Source organism: Candidatus Komeilibacteria bacterium CG_4_10_14_0_2_um_filter_37_10 (genome assembly GCA_002793075.1).
Lineage (GTDB): Bacteria > Patescibacteriota > Patescibacteriia > UBA1558 > UBA1558 > UM-FILTER-37-10.
The window spans coordinates 1-2,453 of sequence record PFPO01000051.1 but is presented as its reverse complement, the minus strand read 5'-3'; the positions used below and the strand labels follow the sequence as shown (position 1 = coordinate 2,453).

Annotated in this window: 1 protein-coding gene; it reads left to right on the top strand. The window is 40.0% G+C overall.

Annotated features, from left to right (window positions below):
- Positions 1–2,365, top strand: a 2,365-nt coding sequence (locus COX77_02815) for a DNA polymerase I (protein PIZ99007.1), incomplete at its 5' end; no start/stop codon positions are given.
- Positions 2,366–2,453: the final 88 nt, after the last annotated feature.

The window sequence follows — 2,453 nt, the reverse complement described above, 5'->3', positions numbered from 1 at the left end:
GCGAGTTAATAAAGAAAATCCCGAGGTGTATTGTCTGATTGTCACCGGCGACCTGGATACTTTACAGTTAGTTAATAAACAAACGGAAATATTTACCATCCGTCGCGGGTTGGCTGATACGATAGTTTATAGCACTGCGTCGGTTAAAGAGCGATTTGGTTTTGGACCAGAGAAAATGGTTGACTATAAAGCACTGCGCGGAGATCCTTCAGATAACATCCCGGGTGTTAAGGGTATTGGCGAAAAGACGGCAATGGAATTGATTAAAGAATTTGGTTCTATTGATAGTATTTATAAAAAATTAGACAAGACAGATAAGATTAGCCCGCGCTATAAAGAGCTATTAAAAAATCAAGAGGAGCAAGCACGGCAAAGCTATCACCTTTCTACTATTATTACTAACTTGCCGTTGCCATTTTCTTTAACCGATATGAGAATGACTGGCTTTGATGCGCGGCGCGTTTTTGATTTGTTTCAGCGGTTAGAATTCAAAAGTCTGTTGAGTAAAACACCCACCGCCATGTCTAAGCATAGCGCCGCGCCGCAGGTAGCGCCAGCTAACCCTAAAGATGAAAATGTCCAATATCAGCTCATTAATACGGAAAAAGATTGGCAGAAGTTTTTTAGCGAATTAAAGCAGCAAAAGATATTTTGTTTGGATACCGAGACTACTGATTTAGATACCAGGAGAGCCAAGCTGCTTGGTATTAGTTTTTGCTGGCAAAAGGGAGTGGCTTATTATGTGAATTTTGTAGATCACCAGAAGTGGTTAAAAGAAATAAAAGGATTATTAGCTGATGAGCAGATAAAGAAAGTTGGTCATAATTTAAAATATGATATACAGATATTAGAGTTGGCTGGCGCTCCAGTTAACGGATTATTTTTTGATACTTTGTTGGCGGCCTACTTATTATTTCCACCAGCGCGCAGCTTGAAATTGGACGATTTGGTTTTTACTGAATTGGGGTATAAAATGCAGTCGATTACCGAGCTGATCGGTCCCAAGGGTAAAAAGCAGATTAATATGGCCGATGTGGAGTTGGATAAAGTAGCTTACTATAGCTCGGAGGATGCTGATTATAGCTGCCAACTTTATCAGAAGCTAAATCAGGATTTGGGTGATGGGCCACTGGCAAAATTATTTTCGGAAATGGAGATGCCTTTGTTAGCTATTTTGTCACAAATGGAATTAACCGGTATTCTGGTGGATCAGAAGCTTTATGGTAACTTAAGCAAGCAGTTTGCCAAGAAGATTACAGAGTTAGAACAAAACATCTACAAATTAGCTGGCAAGGAATTCAATGTTGCCTCGCCTTTGCAGTTGAAAAAAGTTTTGTTTGAGGATTTAAACATTTCCGTAAAAGGATTAAAGAAAACTAAAACAGGCGTGTCTACCGCTGCTGGTGAGCTAGAAAAGATGCGCGGGTTACATCCGATTATTGACTATATTGAAGAGTTTCGCGAATACTCTAAGTTAAAGAATACTTATCTGGATGCTTTACCAGAGCTGATTAATCCACAGACTGGACGTGTGCATACCAGCTTTAATCAGGCGGTGACAGCTACTGGTAGACTATCCTCATCAAATCCCAATTTGCAAAACATTCCTATCCGAACGGAACTGGGACGACAATTAAGGGCTGGTTTTATTGCCCGACCAGGATACAAACTATTGTCCGCTGATTATTCTCAAATTGAATTGCGAGTAGTAGCATCACTGGCGCCAGATCAAAAAATGTTGACTTCTTTTCAGCAGAACGAGGATATTCATACACGAACTGCTGCCGAAATATTTAAGGTGCCAATGGAGCAAGTAAGTTTTGAGCAAAGGCGACAAGCTAAAGAAGTAAACTTTGGTATTATTTACGGCTTAGGATCTTTGGGCTTGTCACAGCGGACAGGTATTAGCCGAGTAGAAGCCAAAGAATTTATTGAAAAATATTTAGGATTGTATAGTGGCATACAAAAGTATTTAGAAAAAACCAAAGAGCAAGCCCATGACCTGGGTTATGTAGAAACTCTATTTGGGCGACGACGATATTTTCCTGATATCAACTCGCACATTTCTTATATTCAAGCAGCGGCAGAACGAACAGCAATCAATATGCCGATTCAAGGTACGGCGGCAGATCTGATGAAAATGGCGATGTTAGCCGTCGCAGCTAAATTACCTCAAATAAGTCCTAGTAGTCGCATGTTATTGCAAGTCCACGATGAGCTAGTTATTGAAGTACCAGAAAAAGAAGTTGAAAAAGTTGCCGAGTTTTTACATCACGCCATGGAGGGTATTTGTGATTTGCCAGCGCCAATCAAAGTAGAGATAGATTGTGGTGATAATTGGGGTGAGATGCAAAAGATTATTTAATATTTTAAATATTTAAAACCGCCCAGTATTTACTAAGCGGTTTTTTAATTGCTCAGGAAACCCCGCACGAGAATTCCTTCTAAGGCTG